Raw genomic sequence first — 20,050 nt, 5'->3', positions numbered from 1 at the left:
CACTGGCTGCAGATCGGTTTGCAGACAGTGAGCGCAAATAGCGATGGATACGTGTGATTCCTGGCATGGGGTACTTCGCTTCCTTTGTTTGTAACTGGGATTCCTTTTTTACCCTTGCACGGATGCGCAGTCACATGCAACCGGCAAGGGCGGAGCAGGGTGCCATGCACGCTTTGTTCTTTACTTGTTCAGCGCTGCTTGCTCCCTGAGCACCTGCATCTGCTGGCGATAATCTGCGGTGACCTGGCGCGCCTGTTCAGGGTTGTTCACGACCCTTGGCGTGATCAGCACGATCAACTCGGTACGGTCACGGCTTTTGGAGGTGCTGCCGAACAGCCAGCCCAGCCCGGGTATGCTCGACAGGCCCGGCACACGGGTATCGGATTGGCCGTTGTCCTGCTTGATCAGGCCCCCCAGCAGTACCGTCTGGCCGCTTTGCACTGCCACTTGGGTCGATACCGCACGGCTGGAAATGCGCGGGTTGGGCTGGGTGGTGGTGACGGCGCTGTCGTCGGCGTCGCTCACTTGCTGTTGAATGTCCATGTACACCAGGCCACCGGGGTTGATCCGGGGCACGACATCGAGAATGACACCGGTCTGCACGTATTCGACACTGCTCAGGGTGGCATCGGAGTCGCTGGTGTTGACGGTGGTCTGGCTGATCGGAATGTTGTCGCCGACCTGGATCTGCGCCTGCTGGTTGTTCAGCACCACCAGCGAGGGGGCCGAAAGCACCTGTGTCAGGCCGCGTGTTTCCAGCGCGCGCAGGGCCACCTGCAGGTTGCTGCTGACGAAGGAGTAGAACATCGAGGCGCTGCCCAGCGCGACGCCACCGGCACCCAGTGCACCTTGGCTGCCGCTTTCGTTGGCGACGGTGGTGCTGGACGAATTGCCCGCCAGGCGGCCCAGGTACCACTGCACGCCCAGGTCCAGATCGCCGGTGAGCTTGACTTCGAGGATGCGTGTTTCGATCTGCACCTGCAGCGGCGGGCTGTCCAGGCGCTTGATGGCCGATTCGATCTCTTTCCACTGGGCTGGCCGCGTGCGTACCAGCAGCTGGTTGCTGCTTTTCTGCGCGGTGATGCGCACCGACTCTTCAAGGCTCTTGGCCGAGCCGTCGCCCGGCTCGGCGCTGCTGGCCTGGGTTTGCTCAGTGTCCTCGTAGTCATCCTCCGATGGCGCCTGGCCGATACTGGCCCGGGTGCTCATGCCAGTGCCGCCCAGGCCTTGGGCCGACTGGCCGCCGGTGCCGTTGAGCGAGGTCAGGCTGGTGGTCTTGAGCCCTGGCGCGACGCTGGCCGCCTTGTCGTCGGTTATCTGCCCCGAGCCATAGATCTGGCGCAGATAACGGGCAAGGTCAGTTGCTTTCATGTTGCGTACGTCGTACACGAACAGCTGTGGCTCGTTGCCACCGCCTTCATCGATGGTGCGGATCCAGTCGCCGACTTCCTGCAAGTACTCCGGTTGCGCAGAGATGGCGACGATCGAGTTGGTGCGTTCGTTGGGCATGAACCTGACCATGTCCGACAGTGGCATGCCGCTGTCGGGCCCGAACAGCTTCTGCAGCTGCGGCATGAGCTCGGCCACCGAAGCGCGTTGCAGGCCGTAAACGCCAATCGACATGCCCTTGAGCCAGTCGACGTCGAAGGTGTCGATGGTGTCCTGGTAGTTGGCCAGTTCATCGGGGGTGCCCGCCAGGCTGATCACGTTGCGGGCCGGGTCGACCAGCAGGAAGGCATTTTCACGCACGAAGGGCTTGAGCAGCTTCTGCATCTCGCTGGCACCGATGTAGCGCAGCGGGTAGAGCCGGGCGGCGAGGCCCGTGGCAGGCTGGGCGACCGGCACCTGTGGCACCAGTTTGCCGGCGACGGCCTTGTCGGCCGGCAGGATCACATAGCGCTCGCCCTGGCGGATCATGGCGTTATCGGTCCACGACAGCAGCGTTTCCAGAATCGACAGTGCCTGCTGCTTGGTGACCGGCTTGGAGGTGGAGAAACTGACGCTGCCTTTGACACCTTGGCTGATGCTGTAGTTTTCATGCAGCAGGTCGCCCATGACGCTGTTGATCACCGCCTCGATGGGCTGGTCGGTGAAGTTGAACACGATATCGCCTTGCTCATCCTTCGCGGCGGGGGGCGTTGCCGAGGCCTTGCGGATGAAACGCTGGTTGCCGGTGATGATCTGCCGGCCAGGCGCGGTGCGCGGGGCCGTAGCAGCGGGCGGGGCAGCGGGCTCGAGGCTGGTGACCACAGGTGCTGGGGCGTCGGCGCCGTTGAAGGCTTGCTGCAGCAGCGCCGGGTCGGTGTGCAGGTCACGTTGCGTGGTGGCGCAACCGGCCAGGGCGACGGCGACACTCAGGCCGAGCAATGGCGCACGCAGAGTAGGGAATGGGTGGCGTGAAGGAGCTTGCATGGTCATGGGGTTTCAATACGCGGAAGAGTGATGGCGGAGGCCTTGGACGGCGGCGGCAGGCGCAGCAGTGGCATGCTCAGGGTGTGCTGTTGCCCGGCACGGGTGAAGGTTGCGCTCAGCGCGGTCAGCCGGGTGAGGGTCCAGCCGCTTGCCAGCGTGCTGCCCAGCGCAACCTTGCTGGCTGGTTTGCGGCCTTCGCGCAGGTAGGCCCAGCGCGACTGCCCGTCGAGTACCACGCCGGTCAGCGTCAGGTTGGCCAATGCAGGGCTGTGCTGGCCTTGCTGCTGTGGGTCGGGCTGACGGTCAACGCTGAAGATTGGGTGCGCCCAGGTGGCGGCACGCACTGGCTGGGCAAGCTCGACCAGTGGCGCGGGTGGCTGGTGGGTGGGGGGTGCTGACGGCTTTTGCGCCGGCAGCCACTGCGGTGGGTTTGGCGCGACAAGCATCCAGGCGACCACGGCGAGGGCACTGACATTGGCAGCCAGCAGCACCAGATGAGCGGCACGCATCATGAGTCGCTTCCTTCTGCTGGCTGCGCGTGCAGGTAACCGCGTATCAGCAGGTGAACTTCCAGGCGCCCGGCAGGCCCCTTGGCTGGCGCCGCAGCACTGCGGCGTATGCTCAGCTGGTCGATGAACAGGCTGGGCTGGCCGTACTCCAGTGCATGCAGCAGGGCCGCCAGCGGTTCGATGGCGCAGGCCAGCGTCAGGCTGACCTTGACCGGGCGATAAGGCTCGGCCTGGCCCTGCTCGGCGGGGGCGATGGGCATGCGCTGGGTGATGTCGCAGCCGGGGCCGACGTGCGCCTGCGCCTTCACCTGATCGACGGCACGCTGCATCAGGTCGGCGGCTACGGCGTTGGGGTCTTCGCCCGGCAGCAGGCTGTTGCGTTGGGCGGGGTCGTTGCGGCTGCGCTGCAACTGGGCCTGCAGTTCAGGTTGCTGAAGCATTAGGCTGGCATAGCGCCGTTGCTGCTCGCGCAACGTCTGGGCTTGCGCGTCCAGGCTGCGCAGGGGGGCGAGCAGCAGGCATTCGAACACCAGGTACCAGGCCAGCCAAAGCAACAGCGCGAGCACGCCCAAGGCGCAGAGCTTGCGTTCTCTGCTAGTGAGCGGGCGCATGCGGCACCTCCTGGCTGAGCTGGGCGGTGATGGAAAAGCGCTCGCGGCCCGTGGTTTTGTCTGCCTGGATGATGCCTTTGAACTGCGCGTGCTCAAGCGTGGTGCAGGTCTTTACCTGCGCCAGCAAGGCACTGGTGCGTTCGCTTTGGCCAGTGAACGTCACCTGCGTGCCATCGCTCACTTCCAGCTGCTCTATCCAGGTGTCGTCGCCCACGCAGGCGGTGAGGTCGGCCAGCAGCGCCGTGACAGTGGGGCGTTGTGCCTTGAGGCTGGCCAGGTAAGTCGAGGCGCCCAGCGTGGTGTCCAGGGCCTGGCGCAAGTGCTGCACCTGCTGGGCGGCCTCGCGTTGTGCCGCCACTTCGCGCTGCATGGCCTGGACCTCGCCTTGGCGGCGCTCCAGCCAGGCTGCGCCAAGCATTACGCAACAGGCTGCGCAGCCAAGCCACAGCCACCGGCCCAGCTGGCCTGGGCGTGACCGCGTGCGGGCGCTTTCGGCCGGCAGCAAGTCGATCATCAGGCGTTCGCCGCGGGCGTCCAGTGCATCGATGCCGACCAGGTGCACACCCTGTTCGCCACAGGCAACCAGCAGGGTGTCCAGGGTACTGCGTGCGATGGCCACCAGTTCAACCTGGGCCTGTGGTGCGCGGCGCTGCGCCACGCGGGCGACAAAATGGACCTGGTCGGCGGTATACGGCGTGTAGCGATCGATTTCGTAGGCCAGCACCTGCATCAGGTTGCGCGTGGCGGCAACGGGCAGCTCGATGTGCTGCGTCAGCACGTGCGAGGCAGGCAGCAGCAGAACGGCAGGCTGACCGTGCTGGCAGTCGGCAGGCAACGGCCATGGCAGCACCTGCGGCGTATTACCGTTGCCAAGGCGCGCGGCGACCGCCTGCGGGAGCATGCCCAGCAGCTCGGCCCGCCATGCGCTGAGCCAGTGCCGGGCACGGCTGGCCCGCCAGCGTGCCTGGTAAAGCTGCTGTTGGCTGCCCCAGCGTGCCGCACAGTGTTTTGCCAGGCGGATCAATCCTGCCACCTCAATACCCGGTAAGGCTTGCCACCGGCGTAGGCCGGCAGCAGCACGAAGGTTGCCTTCAGGCGTGACTGAAAGCCGCCGGGCAAGGTGGCCTCGCTGGTGACGGTGAGGATCGGCCCGCCATCCGGCGCGGGGCCGTGATAGTGGGGCAGGCCCAGCACACTGGCCAGTGTGGGTGATGCCAGGCTGGGGTCGGGCTGGGTATTGCCCGACCAGACGGTGATGAAGGGCAGGGCACGGTCATAGACGGCGTAGCTCATGCCGGGCAGTTCGCGAAATTCTTCGAGCATTCGCAGGGGTACCTGGTTGCGCCTCGTCCTTAAAGCCTGAGTGATGATTTTCGAGCGTTCGGCGGTGGCGCCACTGGCACGCAGCAGTTTTGCCAGGCTCGTTGAAGGTGTTGCGTTGAGGTCCAGCTTGCCCCGTTCGCTGACCACACTGATGTGCAGCGTGCTGCCTGCAAAGTGGGCCACGTGGACTTGGCCATCGGCGAGCCAGCGCGCCTGGCCGTCGCGCAGCAGGTTGGCCACGGCCAGGTTGAAGCCTGCCTGGGCGGCGAGCCCGGCCTGGGTCTGGTTGCCTTGCCAGCGGGCCTGGCGCTGCTGCAGTTGGACCGATACCGCCAAACCGCCGAGCAGCACGCTCAGCAAACCGACGACCCAGAGCACCAGCAACAGGGCCGCGCCGCGCTGGCGGCTCATGGCCGGCCACCGTCGCCGGACAGGTCAAGCAGCAGGTTGACCTGCAGCAGTGGCCAGGCCTGAGTGCCTTGCAGTTGCACCGCCACGCGCACTGCCTGGGGCAGGCGCTCTGGCCACGGCCACTGGGGCATCCAGCCGGTGGCTTTGCCCAGCGGGGAGTAGCCGCGGTAATTCAGGTGCAGCCCTTTGACCCCCTCCAGCAAGCGCTGGGGTTCGCCCCAGGCCTGCAGGCGTTGACCTTGCAGCCTGGCCAACCGGATCTCCAGGCGCCCTTGACGCAGTTGCAGACGCTGGCGGTAGATCCCCCCGCCTACAGAGCTTGGCAGCGGGGCGAAAAACACTACCGTGTCGTTTTGCCCATCGAATGTTGCGGTGTGGGCGCCCTGGCCGGTCGCTGCGGTCAATGGCAACACCTGGCCCAGTGCCTGGCGCAGGAACCGCTGGGTTGCACGCAGTTCATCGAGCCGGGCGCTGTAGCGCTCGGCCTTTGCCACTGAGCGGTGGGCCGCCACCAGGGCGCTACCGACCAGGCCCAGCAGCAACCCCAGCAGGCTGATGACCACCAGGATCTCCAGCAGGGTAAAGCCTGCCTGGCGCTTCATGTTCCACTGCCTGGCGCGCGTGCGCGCAGGGTGCTGTAGCGCCAGGTGTGCCCGCTGTCGATCAGGGTCAGGTCCAGCCGGTACAGTTCGAGGCGTGTGGGCACTGCCTGTTCCAGGGTGACGTCCAGCACCCAGTCGATGCCCTGCCAGCTACCCCGTTGCTGGCCTACGGCAAGCGGGCCCAAGTCGAAGTCGTCCAGCAGCGAACGCGCCGCCGCATTGTGGCGGTCACTGCGCTCTACCTGCGCCAGTGAGCGGCTGCTCTGGGCGAATGCGCCCAGCAGGATGCTCGAGGCCACCACCAGCAGGGCAATTGCTGCCAGCATCTCCAGCAGGGTGAAACCGCGCTGACGGTTCATGGCAACTCCCGCACTTGCACACTGCCGGTGAGCCAGCTGACGTCGATGCGCCAACGCGCCTGGCCGCGGCTGATCAGGATGTTGCCGCCGCTGGCCGCGCCATCGGGGTAGAACTCAAAGCCCGCCCCCAGGCCGCGGGCCGTCTGCAGGCGCACGGTGAAGTCTTCGGGCCAGCCCTGGGGCGTGCGCCCGGGTGCCTGCACCTGCCTGCGCTGCAGATCGAAGCTCGCGCGCACCGGTTGCCCGCTGGCGATGGCTTGCACACGGGCGCTACGCAGCGCCGACACCATGTTTGCCAATGCACTGCGCTCATGGGCCACCAGCATGCCCCGGCCAATGCCAACGGCCAGGATCGACGTGGCAACGCCGACCAGGACGATGACGATCAGCAGTTCGAACAGGGTAAAACCGCGTTCGCGGGGCGGGCGGGCTGCCATGGTTATTCCCAGTTGCCCACGTCGGCCTTGTAGCCTTCGCCACCGACCGCGCCATCCTGGCCGAGGAAGATCAGGTCGAAGCTGGCGTGGCTACCGGGGAAGTGGTAAGCGAAACCATGGCCAAAGGGGTCGACCAGGTCCGAGGGCTTGGCATACGGCCCGGCCCAGCGGCTGGCGTTGGCCGGCTTTTTGAGCAGTTGTTCAAGGGTTGCCGGCGGCGCCCCGACATCCAGGGCATAGCTTTCGACCTTCATGCTCAGGCTGGCCAACTGCGCCTTGCCGGCACCGTACTTGCCCTTGTCGACATTACCGCCGACCTGGCGCACCACGATGGTCGCGACAATGCCCAGCAGCACGATCACGGCAAGCATTTCGAGCAGGGTGAAGCCCGCTTGGCGGGCGTTGAAGCGTTGCTTGGAGGGCATGGGCGGTTTCCTAGATATTGCTGGTAAGGCTCATCAGCGGCAGCATGATGGCGAGCATGATTGCCGCCACCATCACCGCCATGACGATGGTCAGGGTGGGCACCAGCGCCGCGAGCAGGCGGTCGATGGTGCGTTTGGCTTCAAGGTCATAGACATCAGCGACTTTGAGCAGCATCGCGCCGAGGGTGCCCGACTGCTCACCGACTTCGATCATCTGCAAGGCAAGCTCCGGCAGCAGGGCCTCTGCCGATAGCGCAAGGCTCAGGCTGCTGCCTTGCCTGACCTGGTCGGTGGTGCGCTCCACATGCTCGCGCAGTGCATGGTTGGCACTGACTTCGCGGCCGATCGCCAGTGAACCGAGCAGGGTGACGCTGTTGCTCAACAAGGTGCCCAAGGTGCGCGCCAGGCGTGCGGTTTCCAGGCGCTGCAGCAGCGGGCCGAACAGGCGGTTGCGCCACAGGCGCAGGTCCTGGGCGATGCGCCTGCGCGGGTCACGCCGTGCGGCCAGGCCAAGCCATCCGGCGCCGAGCAGCGTCAGCAGGCAGGTCAGCCCCCAGGCATTGACGAATTCGCCCATGGCCAGCACGGCGCGGGTCACCAGCGGGATGGGCACGCCCAGGTCCTGGAAGATCGGTACGAATTGCGGCACCACATAGGCCAGCAGCAGCGCCAGCGAGCCGACCACACCGATCACCAGGAAAGCCGGGTAGATCAGCGCGTTGATCACTTCGCCACGCAGTTTGTGGCTTTGTTCCAGGTAGCCGGCAAGCTGGGCCAGGGTCACTTCGAGTACACCGCCGGCCTCGCCGGCCCGCACCAGGCTGGTGTAGAACGGTGAGAAACTGCCGGGGTGTTCTTCAAGCGCCTGGGACAGCGGCAAGCCGGCTTTGACCTGCTCGCGCACCCGCTCCAGCACGGCCTGGGCGGCGGGCCTGCGCACGTTCTTCAGTACGGTGCGCAGCGCCCGGTCCAGGGGTTGCCCGGCGCTGAGCAGGGTAGTGAGCTGCTGGGTGATGGTGATCAGTTCCACCGGCTGGAACACGCTGCGCGCCTTGCCCGAACGCAGCAGGCGGCTGCCCTGCCTGAGCTGCAGGATGAGCAGGCCGCGCCGTTGCAACTGGCGAGCGGCGTGGTCACGGTCACTGGCGTCCAGTTCGCCTTGCTGCTTGCGGCCTTCGCTGTCGAGCGCGGTATAGGAAAAGGTCGGCACCTCAATCACCACCCGTGACGCGCAGCACTTCTTCAAGCGAGGTGACGCCGGCCAGGGCCTGGCGCAGGCCGTCCTCATAGAGGGTCACCAGCCCGTTGCGACGGGCGTGGGCCTCCAGTGTGGCGGCATCGGTCTGGCGCATGAGCATGCCGCGCAGGTCTTCGTCCATGACCAGCAGTTCGGTGATCGCGCTGCGCCCATGGTAACCGCCGCCCGGCGCCTGCTCGTCTGGGCGGTACAGCATGATCGGACGCTGTTGCGTATAGCGGGCCAGTTGGTGGCGTTCGACCAGTTCGGCCGGTGCCTGGAAGGCGATACGGGTGGCCGGGTCGAGGCGGCGCACCAGGCGCTGGGCAAGGATGCCCTGCAGGGTGGAGGCGAGCAGGTAGCCTTCGACGCCCATGTCCAGTAGGCGGGTGATGCTGGCGGCGGCGCTGTTGGTGTGCAGGGTCGACAGTACCAGGTGCCCGGTCAGCGATGACTGGATGGCGATGCGGCAGGTTTCCAGGTCGCGCATTTCACCGATCATGATCACGTCCGGGTCCTGGCGCACGATCGAGCGCAATGCCGTGGCAAACCCCAGGCCGATGGCAGGCTTGACCTGGATCTGGTTGATGCCGGTGAGCTGGTATTCGACCGGGTCTTCCACGGTGATGATCTTGCGCTCGGCGGTGTTCAGGCCCGACAACGCGGTGTAAAGGGTGGTGGTCTTGCCCGAACCGGTGGGCCCTGTGACCAGGAAGATGCCATGGGGGCGCGCCAGCAGATGCTCGATGCTGTGCAGGGTGGGGCCACGGATGCCCAGGCTGGCGAAGTCGAAACTCACGGTTTGCCGGTCCAGCAGGCGCATCACCACCGACTCGCCGAAACTGGTCGGCACGGTCGAGACCCGCAAGTCCAGTTCGCGGCCCTGAATGCGCAGCATGATCCGCCCATCCTGCGGCAGGCGGCGCTCGGCGATGTCCAGCCGGGCCATGATCTTCAGCCGCGAGATGACCGCCGCGGCGTAGCCGGCCGGTGGTGCTTCGCCTTCGACCAGTACACCGTCGACCCGGTAGCGCACTTTCAGCTGGGTTTCGAAAGGTTCTACGTGGATATCCGAAGCGCGACGGTCGACGGCGTGTTGCAGCATCAGGTTGACCAGGCGGATCACTGGCGCCTCGGAGGCCATGTCCTTGAGCTGTTCGATGTCGCCTTCGTCGATGCTGTCGTCGTCCAGGGTCTGGATCAGCGCGCCCATGGCCGAGCGGCCTTCGCCGTAGGCCTGTTCGATCAGGGCGGTGATCTCGTCGCTGGTCCCTACCACCAGCTCTACCTGTTTTGCCGCCTGGTAACCGAGTGCGTTCAGCGCGTAGGCCGAAAGCGGCACGGCGGCGGCGACCTGCAAGTGGCTGCTGCTTTCGCTGAGGGTGACCACGCCGTAGTGGCGGGCAAAGCGTTCAGTGGCCACAGGCGGTGAGTCGACACGCTGCCTGTCCAGCCTGGGCACGCCCAGCAACTCGGCGTAGGCCGCGGCCATTTGCTGCTCTCTTACTGCACCCAGGCGCAGCAAGGTGCGCAGTTTTTCATGTTCGCCCATTGCCTGCGCCACGCCCAGGCGTGCGGCACGATTCATATCAGCCGGTTGCAATGCGCCAGCATTGAGCAGCCACTCACATATATCGTCAGCAGAGGGGATAGTTGATTTCATCATGATGGCTTAGTGCAAGTGCTGGCTATATAGCGGCACTTTACTACTTGTCAGGCCTGAGGTGGCCCGGAGAATACTTTGGAATTTTAACCGTTGCAACAGCCTATATTTTTGGTTTGTTCAGTATGAATTAGCTGGCTGTTTTCAACGGTCTCGGAAGCATATCACCCCGCTAAACCTAATTGCAACTAGGTTTAATAGAAGGTTGATTCTTGCTGTAAATTCTCAAAAAAAGCATGAAAAAACCACGATAACAATAAATATTGGAATCTACGAATACATTTGTGCTCTTAGCATGTGTTTAATGTAATTCTATTCTTTATATTTCGATGTTATTTGGCGTGGTTTTTTTGGTTTTTTGATGCGTTGCCCACTGTGCACTTCATGAGCGCTTGAACTTTTCACTTAACTGCCCAGACTTACGCGCCGGCCGGGCGCTGTTTGCGGCCCGCTAATCCCTGCATTCTTTTTTGAGAACTATTCGATGAATAGACTACTGCTGCCGTTCGCCTGTTCGGCACTGCTGGCCACTGTGCCAAATGCCTTCGCAGATACAAACGGCGCCACTTCTGGTACAGCGGCTTATGAAGCCCGTGAACAACTGGACAGCCAGCGCGAGCAACTGTCCGGTGTCAGCGATGTTGCAAAGGGCGCCACTGATGCCAATGCCTTTGTCGACGCGCCGGTAGACACCGCTGATGCGCCGGCGCTGGTCAGCCAGCCGTAAGGCCGCAGGTTTGCCTGCTCCCATTCTGTTCTTGAGGATTCAACCCGTGAAACATTTCAAACAGGCCGTGAGCCTGATGGCGCTCGGCGTCATGCAGGCCTCGGGCGCTTTGGCGGCCGGGCCGGCCACCGGCAACGAGGTGGAGGCCCGGGTCAGCTCCATCCTGGACAACATGAACCAGGCCGAGAAGATCAACTTCACCCGGGTCAACGACGGCCACATGATCCCGTCGCTGCTCAAGTGGGGGATCCAGGGCACGGTGGCGTACGACTCGTCCATGGGCGTGCACGTGAATAACGCCACCTTTGGCGCACAGTACCCTTCGCAGTCGGCCCTGGCCGCCACCTGGAGCATCAACCGGGCCAAAGAGTTCGGCCTGGCCATTGCCTATGAAACGCGTATTTCCGGCGGCCAGCAGATGCTCTCGCCCGGGGTGAACCTGTACCGCACGCCCTACAACGGGCGTTCGGCCGAATACGTCAGTGGCGAGGATCCGTTCCTTGGCGCGGTGCTGGCGCCGGCCATCGTCAACGGCATCCAGGCCCAAGGGATCCAGGCCAGTGGCAAGCACTACCTGGCCAACGAGCAGGAGGCCAATCGCCAGGCGGTCAATGTCGTGGCCGATGAGCGCACGCTGCGTGAGCTGTACTTGCCCGGCTTCGAGTCGATGGTCAAGAACGCCAACGTGGCGTCGATCATGTGCGGGTTCAACAAGGTCAACGGCGACTACGCCTGCGAAAACCACCACCTGATCACCGAGGTGCTCAAAGGCGAGTGGGGTTATCAGGGCACCGTTATCAGTGACTTCAATGCCATTCACGACCCGTTCAAGGGCGCATGGGCCGGCACCGACCTGGACATGCCTTCGGGCCTGCAGTTCACCGAGGCCAACCTGCTGCCGTACCTGTGGAGCGGCCAGCTGACCCAGAACGTCATCGACGACAAGGTCAAGCGCAACCTGCGCGCCGTGGTCAGCTACGACTTCCAGGAAAACCTCAACACGGCAAAGACGCTGGAGCACACCGAGTATGGCCAGCGCGCCTCGCTGAACGCTGCACGTGAAGGCATCGTGCTGCTGCGCAACGCCGATACCGCTGCTGGCAAGCCGCTGCTGCCGCTGGCGCGTACCGCCAGAATCGCAGTGATCGGCGACTGGGCCAACCAGGCGCCTGCCTCGCCGTTCGGTACCGCCAACTCGCCACCCAACAGCTACGTGACCGAACTCAGCGGGCTGCAGCAACTGGCGTCGAACAGCGCCAATGTCACTTACCTGTCGGCGTTGAGCCTGAACCCCAAGGCGGCAGTCTGGTACCAGCCGACCTCGTCCGGCAGCGGCGTCAGCAATGCCGGGGTGAAGGCCGAATACTTCAGCAACACCAGCCTCAGCGGCAACCCGGTACTGACCCGCATCGAGCCGGGCGTGAACCTCAACTGGACCACCAGCACCAATGAAACCAGCACCGGCACCACTGCCGTGTCCGGCTTCAGCCCGACGGCGGGGGCGTTCTCCGCACGCTTCAGTGCGACGATCAAGCCGACCGTCTCGGGTGCGCATGTGTTCAAGGTGCGCGCCGACGGCCCTTACAAGCTTTGGGTCGATGGCAAGCTGGTGGTGCAGAGCGACGGCGTGCCGTACTCCTCTGATGTGGTCAACGCGCTGACCACCTCGGGCAAGAGCGCTGCCCTGGTGGCGGGCAAGTCCTACAACGTCAAGCTTGAGTACCGCCGTGTGCAAGGCAACTTCACGCCGGCACTGGGCGGCCTGGCAGGCGTTCAGATGAGCTGGGCGTCCCTGCGACCGCCGAAGGATATCGCCAGCTACGACGCCGTGGTGATCGCCGCAGGCACCAACTACGAGAACGAGGGTGAAGGCTCCGACCACGACTACGCGCTGCCGGACCAGCAGGCCGAGTTGATCAAATTCGTCACCAAGGCCAACCCGAACACCATCGTCGTCACCCATGGCGGCGGCGTGGCCGACATGCAGCCGTGGGCCAAGAAGGTTGGCGCAGCGTTGCATGCCTGGTTCCCGGGGCAACAGGGTGGCCAGGCACTGGCTGAAATCCTGTATGGCAAGGTGAACCCGTCGGGCAAGCTGCCGGTGACCATCGACAAGAAGATCGAAGACAACCCAAGTTACGCGTCCTACCCGGACCCGGCCGCCTACCGTGGCGACAACCCGCTGACCGAGATCGACTACAGCGAGGGGCTTTACATGGGGTACCGCGGCTATGACAAGAAGCACGCCAAACCGCTGTACCCGTTCGGCTTCGGCTTGTCGTACACCACGTTCGGCTATTCGGACTTGAAGCTCTCGACCAATGTGATGACCCCAGGCAACACCGTGAACGCCACGTTCACCCTGACCAACACGGGTGACAAGGCGGGCTTTGAGGTCGCGCAGCTGTACATTCAGCCGATCGACCCGCAAGTCGACCGCCCGAAGAAGGAGCTCAAGGGCTTTACCAAGGTGTACCTGGAGCCGGGCCAGAGCAAGACCGTGAGCTTGCCGATCGACTCGCGCTCGCTGGCGTACTTCGTGCAGAACACCGACAGTTGGGACGTCGATGCCGGCAAGTTCAAGGTGTGGGTCGGCCCGGACTCGGAAAACCTCACGCTGCAGCGCACGCTGGTCACGCTCATGCCGCAACACTTGACCACGCGTGACAGCAACCCACTACCGGCACCGCTGCAAGCGGCGGTGCAGGTCAGCGACAGCCAGGCTTACTGACCGTCGCACTAGGCCTTGATGCAAGAGGCAAGGCGTAGCAGGTAGGCGTCGAAGACCGCTTCGACGTCGACCTGGTCCGGGGCGCGCAGCCACTGGATCTGCAGGCCATCCATCACGGCGAAGATCTCGGTCGCCAACGCCTTCGCATCAATGTCCTTGCGCACTTCGCCATGCTCGACCAGCGCCGCCAGGTGCGCCTGGGCGTGGGCGTGGGTCAGCGCGAATTTCTCCTTGTACCAGGGCCAGGCCGGGTGCTGCTCGGACAGGCTTTCGACGCTGATCATCATCGAAGCCTGGCATTCAAGCAGGTTCTGCACGCTGAAATTCATACTCATGCGCACGAAGGCCAGGAAGTTCGCAAGCGTCGGCGCCATCTCCAGCTCGGCAAACTTCTCCGTCACTCGCCGATCGCGCCGATCGAGCAAGGCCTGCAGCAACGACACCTTGTTGGGGAAGTGGTGCAACAGCCCGACCGTGGTGATGCCGGCGATTTCGGCCACATCGCGCATGGAGGCCGCCGCATAACCGTCTTTGGCGAACACGGCGGTGGCCGCATCCAGCAGGGCGGCGCGGCGCATCTCGCCCTTAGGGGCGCGGCGGCGTTTGGTGACCGGTGTGCTGGACGCTTCGCTTTCGTGATCCTGACCTGACATAAACCAACTTCAAGCTGTGGTGGGTGGTGTGCCGGTTCCGCTGAAGCGGCGAGGGCGATTATGGCAAAAGTTCTAGGGTTCGTGCGCCCGGTATGCGCCTGGGCGGTTGATCAGGATGGCCGTGGCGACGCTGGCCAGTGCGACCAGGGCATTGCCGACCCACAGCCCGAGCATGACGCCGCTGGCACCCTGCAGCGCTGCGCCTGCGGTGACGAAGGGCAGGGTGCCCAAGGTGGCGCGAAGCCAGGCGTAGAAGGCCACCCACCCTGCCTGGCCACGGCAGATGAACAGCGAAATGGCGATGAAGTCCAGGCCCATGATGACCCACAGCCCCGGCCCGTACCGGCACAGGTCCTCGATCAGCGCCTGCCCCGGGCCTGACAGCGCGAAGGCATGGCCAAGCCACGGCGCGGCGCTTGCCAGCACTGCCCAGGCGACCAGGCCGTACACCACCACCAGCCTGGCGGCGCTGTGCAAGGCTGCCTGTGAACGCGCATGCCGGTGCGCGCCCAGGTTCTGTGCCAGGATCGGCACCAGCGCGCCCGGCAAGGCGAAGTACAGGCAGTAGGTAATCTGCAGCACTCTGTCCATCACCGCCATGCCGGCCATGACCGAGACCCCGAACAGCGCCAGTTGCGCCATGGTGTAGGTCAGGGCAACGGGCATCGCCAGATTAGCGAGGGTGTAAGGCAAGGCAATGCGCATGATGCGTGCGCCATACAGCCGCAGCAGGCGTAGGCGTATGCGCGTGGCAAGGCCGACATGGGCCCTGACCAGGTACAGGCCCGTCAGGCTGCCTGCTGTGGCGGCCACCAGGCAGGAAAGGCCGGCGCCCAACAGTTTCAGGTCCAGACCAAAGATCAGTATCGGGTCGACGATGGCCAGGCAGGCGGCACTGGCCAGCACCACTGCCAGCGCGCGCCCGCTCAAACCTTGCGCCCGGAGCACTTGGGCCGTGGCCTGAGTGAGTGCCATCAGCACCGACGCCACCAGCGTCATGGCAATGAATTGCCGGGCAAGCGGTGAGGCGGGCGCATCGGCCCCCACCAGGCCGGCGAAGAAGTCCAGGTTGTACCACTGCAGTGCAGACACACTGGCCGAGACCAGCGCGGCGAGGATCAGCATGTGGCTGGTCAGCACAGGCACCGAGGCGCTCGAACCCTGGCCGACCCTGCGGGAGATCATGGTGCCTGCAGCGACGACAATGCCTGCCACCAGGCTTGAATTGAAAAAGGCCAGGGTCTTGGCGATGCCTACCGCAGCAATGAGTACTTCGTCATGCAGCAGGGCGACATACGTGAGCGTGAGAATGTCGGTCAGGAAAATCGCCAGCAGGCTCAGCGCACTGGTAAACGCCATTACCCGTACGTGGTGGGTCAATGAACCTTGGGTGAATGTGGCGGGGTGCTTCATCTTGGGGGGGACCGCTAGGGTGGGTGCAACAGTGCGGTACCAAGACAACGTGGGCTGCGAAGAGTTTAATGGAAAAGCCGCGTGAGTGTTCTTCAGCCGACACGCTGCAACTGCCAAGTGGTAGCTGGCCGGTTGGGCTCAATGCAGCCGTAGCAACCGGTCCAGTGACAGAGCGCCGGCACCCCGGCCTATCAGCAACAGCAGCAGGCCAGCCCACGACAGGTGGGTAGGCCAGGCGTCCGGGTAGACGAATATCTGGATGACCGCTGTCATGCCGAGCAGGGCAAGCGCTGAAAGCCGGGTGAACAGGCCCAGCACCAGTAGCAGTGGGAACAGGTGCTCGGCGTAGGTTGCCAGGTGGGCTGCGAGCCAGGGCGAAAGCAGCGGCAAGGCATACTCGCTCTGGAACAGCTCGTAGGTACTGGGCGTGATGCTCAGCAGACCCTCGACCTTGGTGCGGCCTGACAGGAAGAATATCGAGGCGATGCCCAGCCGCGCGACCAGGCACAACGCACTGTCGTTGAGCAGCCGTTGCAGGCAGTCGGCAAGGCCGTTCCAGCGTTGGCGCAGGCCAATGGGTGGAGCTGGGGGGCGCAGGGTGTCCATGGCCGTTCCTTCAATCGAATGAAAGCGGGAGAAAGACCCGGGCCTGCATCAGGCGACCGAGCAGGCTGGTGAAGTCGAGGCCAGGCTGGCGTTGCAGGGCAAGTTGCGAGGCGCCTTCCAGTGTGTGACCGGCTGCGCAGGCATCCAGGAACGTGCAGCCACCGGCCTCGAGTGGCTGATGGTTCACGCCGTCCTGGTCGGCGCTCAACAGTGCGCCTTCTGCCACCCAGGGTTGCGACTGTGGCCATGGCAGGCCTTCGCGGCTGCAGCGCCACAGGCTAAGGGCCGGGTTAGCGGCGAACCACTGCCAGCGCACGTTCTGGCGCGGCCGCAGGTGGCTGCGACCCAGGTCACTGGCCGTCATGCCTGCCAGGTCGGACAGGGCCAGGCAAGGTTGCTCGGCGGCGGCGAACACTTCGCACCAATACCAGTCCAGGCGTGCGACATCGGCCAGGTAGGGCAGGCCGTGGCTGGCCTGGCTGTCTTGCAGAAACGCCGCGAACGTCGCACCGTAGCGGATCAGCCGTGCGTCGTCAGGTGGGGTGTGTTGTGCGTAGGCGGCAGCGGCTTGCTGCATCCAGCCGGCGCCGACCAGAGTTTCGACACTGGGGAAGTTGGCGCGCAGTGCGTCCACGCAGCCGGCCATCACGGTATTGCGGTAGACCGCGAACGCCGGCTGGCGTGTCAGGTTGTGCAGCAGCGGAGCAGGGCGCAGGTAGAGTGCGTCGATGAAGGCATCCTGGAACTGGCCAAGTGGCAGGTTCATGGCAAGGCTCCTGCGTGGTCGAGGGTCGACTGGGCAATCGCCCGTTCGGCAAGCAGTTCATCGAAGGCGGGGAGGTTGCCGTCGCGTTCGATCAGTGTCGGGCGCGCGCCGATGCGCGCGATCAGCCGGCGGTACAAGGCCCAGACCGGTTCGGCAATGGCTGTATCGTGCGAGTCGATGAGCAGTGCGCCTTGGTCGTCGTGGCTGTGGCCGGCCAGGTGCACTTCGCTGATGGCATGGGCCGGGAAGCGGTCGAGGTAGCCCTGGGCGTTGAAACCCAGGTTGTGGGCGCTGACATGAACATTGTTGATGTCCAGCAACAGCGTGCAGCCGGTGCGGCGCACCAGCTCGCCGAGGAACTCGATTTCGTCCAGGTCGTGCCCTTGCAGCTGCAGGTAGTGGCTGGGGTTTTCGATGGCGATGCAGCGCCCCAGGGCATCCTGGGTGCGCAGGATATTGTCACTGATGCGTGCCAAGGCTTCGTGGCTGCGGGGGAACGGCAGCAGGTCGGGGTGATACTGGTCACGCCAGGTGGACCAAGCCAGGTGCTCCGACACCAGCACCGGGTTTACCTGGTCGATCAGCACGCGCAACCGGCGCAGGTGGGTGATGTCCGGTTCGGCGTCCGCTGCCAGTGACAGCGCAACGCCGTGCAGCGACAGCGCATGGCGTTCGGCCATGCGCTGCAGCCACGCCAGGCGCGGCCCGCCGACCATGTAGTTCTCTGGATGCACCTCATACCACAGGCCTTCTGCATCGCAGGCCAAGGCCTGGGCAAAGTGTTCAGCCTTGAGCCCGAGCCCGGCGCCCAGAGGGGCAGTTCGGTTCATGGTCGGCGGCCTCTGCTCAAGACTTGATCGGGGTCAGTGAACCCATGCCATTGGGCGTCTTGATCGAGGTGCAGGTGCCGGCCGGGACGTTTTTCCAGGCCATGCCGTCGTAGTCTTTTTTGGAGCTGCCTGCGCAGCTGGTGCCGGCACCGGCTTTGCAGTCGTTCTTGCCGGCCATGGCGACGCCGTAGCATTTTTCCATGGCTGCACCGTTGCTGGTGGTATCGGCGGCGGTGGCGACGCTGGCCATGGAAGCAAGGGCCAGGGCGGCAGTGGTAAGGGCGAGGGTATTCATGGGGGTGTCTCCAGAGAATGGGGCCGTGGTGATGTACCGAAGGCTCATGGACTAGTTCGCGGTGGCCGCTGCTGCGGTTACAGGCCCGCGAAAATATTTTCAGGTTGCTGCATTTCACCTGACTCATGCGCTGAAAAGCGCAGCAGCGGCTAAGGTTCGATAAAAGAAAAAACTACAGACGGTGTAACCTTGGCCCCCCATGCAGCGAACTAACTCTCAGGACCACCTCGGCGCACGCGAGTCGCAGTTGCAGGGCTTGCTGCTGCGCGGGCTGGCGGGCGATGCACGGGCCTACCGCGAATTCCTTGCGGCGCTGGCGCTGCATGTGCGTGGGTTTCTGCGGCGGCGGCTGCAGCGGCGCCCGGCCGAAATCGAAGACTTGCTGCAGGAAGTGTTGCTGGCCGTGCATAACGCACGTCATACCTACCAGCCGCAACAGCCGTTGACGGCGTGGGTACAGGCGATTGCCCGTTACAAGCTGGCAGATTACCTGCGCCGCTATGCGCACCACGACGCGTTGCACGAGGTGCTGGAAGACGACAGTGACTTGTTCGCCACCAGTGATGAAGCGCCTGCCCAGGCCAGCCGCGATCTGGGCAAGCTGTTGGGGCGGTTGCCGGCGCGCCAACGCTTGCCCATTGTCCACGTCAAGCTGGAGGGGCTGTCGGTGGAGGAGACTGCGCGTATCACCGGGCTTTCCTGTTCGGCGGTCAAGGTGGGGATACACCGGGGGCTCAAGGCGCTGGCCAAGCTGATTCGAGGCAGTGAAGAGCATGAAGACTGATGAACTGATTACCCTGCTGGCTGCTGGTGAAGCGCCGGTGGGCCGTCATGCGCTGGCACGGCGCCTGGCGCTGGCGTTGCTAGCAGGCACACTGGCTGCAGTGCTGATGACGGTGGCCGTCTATGGCGTGCGCAGTGACCTTGCCGAAGTGGCGCGTACGCCGCTGTTCTGGGCCAAGCTGGCCTTGCCCGCCAGCTTGGCGCTGCTAGGGCTGTGGTTGACGCAGCGCCTGGCCAGGCCCGGTGTACGCGGCGCAGTGGTGTGGCAACTGCTCGGGCTACCGTTGCTGCTGGTCTGGTTGGGAGCAGCGATCAGCCTGTTCGGGGCTCCGGTCGAAGCCCGTGCCGATTTGATCTTTGGGCGTACCTGGCGCACCTGTGCGTTGAACATCACGCTGCTGTGCGTGCCGGTGTTCATCACCCTGTTCTGGGCATTGCGTGGCCTGGCACCGACGCGGCTGCGCCAGGCTGGCGCAGCCGCGGGCCTGCTCGCCGGTGCGACCGCAACCTTGGTTTACTGCCTGCACTGCCCGGAAATGCAGGTGCCGTTCTGGGGGATCTGGTACGTGCTGGGAATGTCGGTGCCCACGTTGATGGGAGCAGTGCTTGGCCCGCGTTTGTTGAGGTGGTGAAGATGTAGAGCCTGGCTGATCGAGCGATACGGTGGGCTAGCGCAATGTTCGCTCAATTCCCCCAACCAGCAGGCTTTCCATCAACCCCAACCCTTGTTCCTCAGGCAAAGCCTTCAGCATCCCAGGCAACTGGTTGAGCAACGTCGCCACCACCTGCGCCGTCGCCGCCAATGCTGCGTCGGGCAGTTTCGCCTGTGGTGCGATCAACCGCAGCAACCCTGTCTCGTAACGTTTGCGCAACAACGCCAGGCGCGTTTGCTGCGCTTCGCTCAGGCAGCAGAAATCCCGGGCGGCCAGGCGAAACTGCAGGGGCCGTTCGGCATGCAGTTGCCAGTGCGCTGCAATCAGGCAAGCCAACGCCGAACCCCCGCGCGCCATAGCGCGGCGGCCAGGCTCCAGGGTTGCCTGCAGCTCCTCGTACAACTCTTCGATCAGGTCGTACAGCAAGTCCTGCTTGCTCGGGAAGTGGTGATACAGCGAACCTGCGGTCACGCCCAGATGTGCCGCCAGTTCGCGCATGCTCACCTGGCCGAAGCCCTTCTCGGCGAACAGCGCCATGGCCCGGTCACGTCGCTCTTCAAAATTGGCACAGCGCATCGCGGCATTGACCGGGGGCATGCTGTTA

At 64.4% G+C, this 20,050-nt stretch carries 22 protein-coding genes; 4 read left to right on the top strand and 18 right to left on the bottom strand.

The window, feature by feature from the left end:
• Positions 1–180: 180 nt before the first annotated feature.
• Genes gspD through gspE form a run of 11 tightly spaced genes read right to left on the bottom strand, consistent with a single transcriptional unit; the run spans position 181 to position 9,992 of the window.
• On the bottom strand, positions 181–2,418 hold the full coding sequence (gene gspD, locus ACMGGN_RS11235) for a type II secretion system secretin GspD (protein WP_414156772.1): 2,238 nt from the start codon (positions 2,416–2,418) through the stop codon (positions 181–183).
• The gene (locus tag ACMGGN_RS11230) at positions 2,415–2,924 is read right to left on the bottom strand and encodes a general secretion pathway protein GspN (RefSeq protein WP_119688789.1); all 510 of its coding nucleotides are present in this window, start codon (positions 2,922–2,924) and stop codon (positions 2,415–2,417) included. The genes gspD and ACMGGN_RS11230 overlap by 4 nt, the downstream gene beginning before the upstream one ends.
• The gene (gene gspM, locus ACMGGN_RS11225) at positions 2,921–3,532 is read right to left on the bottom strand and encodes a type II secretion system protein GspM (protein WP_115275113.1); all 612 of its coding nucleotides are present in this window, start codon (positions 3,530–3,532) and stop codon (positions 2,921–2,923) included. The genes ACMGGN_RS11230 and gspM overlap by 4 nt, the downstream gene beginning before the upstream one ends.
• Entirely contained in the window at positions 3,516–4,565 is a 1,050-nt protein-coding gene (locus ACMGGN_RS11220) for a type II secretion system protein GspL (RefSeq protein ID WP_237858238.1), read from the bottom strand. The genes gspM and ACMGGN_RS11220 overlap by 17 nt, the downstream gene beginning before the upstream one ends.
• Positions 4,553–5,266, bottom strand: a complete 714-nt coding sequence (locus ACMGGN_RS11215; protein ID WP_237858241.1) for a type II secretion system protein GspK — start codon at positions 5,264–5,266, stop codon at positions 4,553–4,555. Before ACMGGN_RS11215 ends, ACMGGN_RS11220 begins: the two co-directional genes overlap by 13 nt.
• Positions 5,263–5,868, bottom strand: coding sequence for a prepilin-type N-terminal cleavage/methylation domain-containing protein (locus tag ACMGGN_RS11210; protein WP_174141440.1), 606 nt, complete (start codon positions 5,866–5,868; stop codon positions 5,263–5,265). The genes ACMGGN_RS11215 and ACMGGN_RS11210 overlap by 4 nt, the downstream gene beginning before the upstream one ends.
• Positions 5,865–6,227, bottom strand: a complete 363-nt coding sequence (locus ACMGGN_RS11205) for a type II secretion system protein (RefSeq protein WP_174141441.1) — start codon at positions 6,225–6,227, stop codon at positions 5,865–5,867. The genes ACMGGN_RS11210 and ACMGGN_RS11205 overlap by 4 nt, the downstream gene beginning before the upstream one ends.
• Positions 6,224–6,664 carry a GspH/FimT family pseudopilin gene (locus ACMGGN_RS11200; protein ID WP_046785526.1) on the bottom strand — a complete coding sequence of 147 codons (441 nt, stop codon included), beginning with the start codon at positions 6,662–6,664 and terminating at the stop codon, positions 6,224–6,226. The genes ACMGGN_RS11205 and ACMGGN_RS11200 overlap by 4 nt, the downstream gene beginning before the upstream one ends.
• Positions 6,665–6,666: 2 nt before the next feature.
• Positions 6,667–7,089 (bottom strand): type II secretion system major pseudopilin GspG, encoded by a 423-nt coding sequence (gene gspG, locus ACMGGN_RS11195; RefSeq protein ID WP_046785525.1) that lies wholly within the window; start codon positions 7,087–7,089, stop codon positions 6,667–6,669.
• A gap of 10 nt (positions 7,090–7,099) precedes the next feature.
• A complete protein-coding gene (locus ACMGGN_RS11190; RefSeq protein ID WP_414156771.1) occupies positions 7,100–8,299 on the bottom strand; it encodes a type II secretion system F family protein in 1,200 nt (399 codons plus the stop codon).
• Position 8,300: 1 nt separating this feature from the next.
• A complete protein-coding gene (gene gspE / locus ACMGGN_RS11185) occupies positions 8,301–9,992 on the bottom strand; it encodes a type II secretion system ATPase GspE (RefSeq protein ID WP_115275109.1) in 1,692 nt (563 codons plus the stop codon).
• Between the two features lie 481 nt (positions 9,993–10,473).
• Between gspE and ACMGGN_RS11180 the strand changes: the two genes are divergently transcribed.
• Entirely contained in the window at positions 10,474–10,716 is a 243-nt protein-coding gene (locus ACMGGN_RS11180) for a hypothetical protein (protein ID WP_115275108.1), read from the top strand.
• 76 nt (positions 10,717–10,792) lie between these two features.
• Positions 10,793–13,447: a beta-glucosidase gene (locus ACMGGN_RS11175; RefSeq protein ID WP_346640221.1), complete on the top strand. Its 2,655-nt coding sequence runs from the start codon at positions 10,793–10,795 to the stop codon at positions 13,445–13,447.
• Between the two features lie 8 nt (positions 13,448–13,455).
• Here ACMGGN_RS11175 and ACMGGN_RS11170 read toward each other — a convergent pair whose 3' ends face one another.
• From ACMGGN_RS11170 to ACMGGN_RS11145, 6 genes are all read right to left on the bottom strand, one after another.
• Complete coding sequence (locus tag ACMGGN_RS11170; RefSeq protein ID WP_125922909.1) at positions 13,456–14,100, bottom strand: TetR/AcrR family transcriptional regulator; 645 nt, start codon at positions 14,098–14,100, stop codon at positions 13,456–13,458.
• Between the two features lie 72 nt (positions 14,101–14,172).
• Complete coding sequence (locus ACMGGN_RS11165) at positions 14,173–15,513, bottom strand: MATE family efflux transporter (protein WP_281868750.1); 1,341 nt, start codon at positions 15,511–15,513, stop codon at positions 14,173–14,175.
• Positions 15,514–15,651: 138 nt separating this feature from the next.
• Complete coding sequence (locus ACMGGN_RS11160; protein ID WP_119688797.1) at positions 15,652–16,119, bottom strand: DoxX family protein; 468 nt, start codon at positions 16,117–16,119, stop codon at positions 15,652–15,654.
• Between the two features lie 10 nt (positions 16,120–16,129).
• Positions 16,130–16,885 (bottom strand): DNA-binding domain-containing protein, encoded by a 756-nt coding sequence (locus ACMGGN_RS11155; protein WP_414156770.1) that lies wholly within the window; start codon positions 16,883–16,885, stop codon positions 16,130–16,132.
• Positions 16,882–17,715: a DUF692 domain-containing protein gene (locus tag ACMGGN_RS11150; protein ID WP_414156769.1), complete on the bottom strand. Its 834-nt coding sequence runs from the start codon at positions 17,713–17,715 to the stop codon at positions 16,882–16,884. The genes ACMGGN_RS11155 and ACMGGN_RS11150 overlap by 4 nt, the downstream gene beginning before the upstream one ends.
• Positions 17,716–17,731: 16 nt before the next feature.
• The gene (locus ACMGGN_RS11145) at positions 17,732–18,010 is read right to left on the bottom strand and encodes a DUF2282 domain-containing protein (RefSeq protein ID WP_039602319.1); all 279 of its coding nucleotides are present in this window, start codon (positions 18,008–18,010) and stop codon (positions 17,732–17,734) included.
• A gap of 199 nt (positions 18,011–18,209) precedes the next feature.
• Between ACMGGN_RS11145 and ACMGGN_RS11140 the strand changes: the two genes are divergently transcribed.
• Both ACMGGN_RS11140 and ACMGGN_RS11135 read left to right on the top strand, forming a co-directional pair.
• Positions 18,210–18,794, top strand: a complete 585-nt coding sequence (locus tag ACMGGN_RS11140) for a sigma-70 family RNA polymerase sigma factor (protein WP_414156768.1) — start codon at positions 18,210–18,212, stop codon at positions 18,792–18,794.
• A complete protein-coding gene (locus ACMGGN_RS11135) occupies positions 18,784–19,425 on the top strand; it encodes a DUF1109 domain-containing protein (RefSeq protein WP_414156767.1) in 642 nt (213 codons plus the stop codon). The genes ACMGGN_RS11140 and ACMGGN_RS11135 overlap by 11 nt, the downstream gene beginning before the upstream one ends.
• Before the next feature lie 36 nt (positions 19,426–19,461).
• Here the strand turns inward: ACMGGN_RS11135 and ACMGGN_RS11130 are convergent, their stop codons facing one another.
• Entirely contained in the window at positions 19,462–20,043 is a 582-nt protein-coding gene (locus ACMGGN_RS11130; protein WP_012314083.1) for a TetR/AcrR family transcriptional regulator, read from the bottom strand.
• Positions 20,044–20,050 lie beyond the last annotated feature (7 nt).

It is taken from the genome of Pseudomonas sp. BNK-30, assembly GCF_047456185.1.
In the GTDB taxonomy this organism is placed as follows: Bacteria; Pseudomonadota; Gammaproteobacteria; order Pseudomonadales; family Pseudomonadaceae; genus Aquipseudomonas; species Aquipseudomonas putida_E.
This window is presented reverse-complemented; position numbering and strand designations above follow the sequence as displayed.

What these genes read in the sequence shown, in the direction of transcription:
- ACMGGN_RS11140 (WP_414156768.1), top strand. Translation starts at nt 18,210, where the DNA reads ATGCAGCGAACTAACTCTCAGGACCACCTCGGCGCACGCGAGTCGCAG.
- gspD (WP_414156772.1), bottom strand. Translation starts at nt 2,418, where the DNA reads ATGACCATGCAAGCTCCTTCACGCCACCCATTCCCTACTCTGCGTGCG.
- ACMGGN_RS11210 (WP_174141440.1), bottom strand. Translation starts at nt 5,868, where the DNA reads ATGAAGCGCCAGGCAGGCTTTACCCTGCTGGAGATCCTGGTGGTCATC.
- ACMGGN_RS11215 (WP_237858241.1), bottom strand. Translation starts at nt 5,266, where the DNA reads ATGAGCCGCCAGCGCGGCGCGGCCCTGTTGCTGGTGCTCTGGGTCGTC.
- ACMGGN_RS11155 (WP_414156770.1), bottom strand. Translation starts at nt 16,885, where the DNA reads ATGAACCTGCCACTTGGCCAGTTCCAGGATGCCTTCATCGACGCACTC.
- ACMGGN_RS11130 (WP_012314083.1), bottom strand. Translation starts at nt 20,043, where the DNA reads ATGCCCCCGGTCAATGCCGCGATGCGCTGTGCCAATTTTGAAGAGCGA.
- ACMGGN_RS11200 (WP_046785526.1), bottom strand. Translation starts at nt 6,664, where the DNA reads ATGGCAGCCCGCCCGCCCCGCGAACGCGGTTTTACCCTGTTCGAACTG.
- ACMGGN_RS11170 (WP_125922909.1), bottom strand. Translation starts at nt 14,100, where the DNA reads ATGTCAGGTCAGGATCACGAAAGCGAAGCGTCCAGCACACCGGTCACC.
- ACMGGN_RS11205 (WP_174141441.1), bottom strand. Translation starts at nt 6,227, where the DNA reads ATGAACCGTCAGCGCGGTTTCACCCTGCTGGAGATGCTGGCAGCAATT.
- gspE (WP_115275109.1), bottom strand. Translation starts at nt 9,992, where the DNA reads ATGATGAAATCAACTATCCCCTCTGCTGACGATATATGTGAGTGGCTG.
- ACMGGN_RS11135 (WP_414156767.1), top strand. Translation starts at nt 18,784, where the DNA reads ATGAAGACTGATGAACTGATTACCCTGCTGGCTGCTGGTGAAGCGCCG.
- gspG (WP_046785525.1), bottom strand. Translation starts at nt 7,089, where the DNA reads ATGCCCTCCAAGCAACGCTTCAACGCCCGCCAAGCGGGCTTCACCCTG.
- ACMGGN_RS11175 (WP_346640221.1), top strand. Translation starts at nt 10,793, where the DNA reads ATGGCGCTCGGCGTCATGCAGGCCTCGGGCGCTTTGGCGGCCGGGCCG.
- ACMGGN_RS11230 (WP_119688789.1), bottom strand. Translation starts at nt 2,924, where the DNA reads ATGATGCGTGCCGCTCATCTGGTGCTGCTGGCTGCCAATGTCAGTGCC.
- ACMGGN_RS11165 (WP_281868750.1), bottom strand. Translation starts at nt 15,513, where the DNA reads ATGAAGCACCCCGCCACATTCACCCAAGGTTCATTGACCCACCACGTA.
- ACMGGN_RS11145 (WP_039602319.1), bottom strand. Translation starts at nt 18,010, where the DNA reads ATGAATACCCTCGCCCTTACCACTGCCGCCCTGGCCCTTGCTTCCATG.
- ACMGGN_RS11160 (WP_119688797.1), bottom strand. Translation starts at nt 16,119, where the DNA reads ATGGACACCCTGCGCCCCCCAGCTCCACCCATTGGCCTGCGCCAACGC.
- ACMGGN_RS11150 (WP_414156769.1), bottom strand. Translation starts at nt 17,715, where the DNA reads ATGAACCGAACTGCCCCTCTGGGCGCCGGGCTCGGGCTCAAGGCTGAA.
- ACMGGN_RS11180 (WP_115275108.1), top strand. Translation starts at nt 10,474, where the DNA reads ATGAATAGACTACTGCTGCCGTTCGCCTGTTCGGCACTGCTGGCCACT.
- gspM (WP_115275113.1), bottom strand. Translation starts at nt 3,532, where the DNA reads ATGCGCCCGCTCACTAGCAGAGAACGCAAGCTCTGCGCCTTGGGCGTG.